Origin of the sequence: Undibacterium sp. RuTC16W (assembly GCF_049339445.1) — a bacterium.
Taxonomy (GTDB): domain Bacteria; phylum Pseudomonadota; class Gammaproteobacteria; order Burkholderiales; family Burkholderiaceae_D; genus Undibacterium.
This window is the reverse complement of sequence record NZ_JBMPPE010000084.1, coordinates 1-335: the sequence shown is the minus strand read 5'-3', so window position 1 is coordinate 335 and position 335 is coordinate 1. Positions and strand designations below refer to the sequence as shown.

Here is a 335-nt window from a genome sequence, read left to right as displayed (position 1 = left end):
CTGAGCTTCTGCCGCATCCAGACGGGCCTGGGTTTCCAGCATATCGGTCTTGGTACCTTCGCCCTTTTCGAACAGACGATCGTTTACCTTACGCTGCTCGCTGTAGGTATCGCGTTCAACTTTGGCAAGCGCCAGCAAGTCCTGTTTATACAGGACATCGAGATACGCGCTAATGACACGCACAATCACTTCTTGCTGCTGACTAGCGAATTGGGCTTCCGCATATTTCGCCTGGGCTGACCCTTGCTTGTAGCGAAACCAACCATCCAGATTGAACAAGCTCTGGCGCAACTGCAGCGTGGACGAACGGCTGATGTAATCATACGGCGACGGTC

Annotated in this window: 1 protein-coding gene; it reads right to left on the bottom strand. The window is 53.4% G+C overall.

Annotated elements, in window-relative coordinates:
* On the bottom strand, window positions 1-335 hold a 335-nt coding region (locus ACO0K4_RS19620), incomplete at both ends, for a TolC family protein (RefSeq protein WP_422958343.1).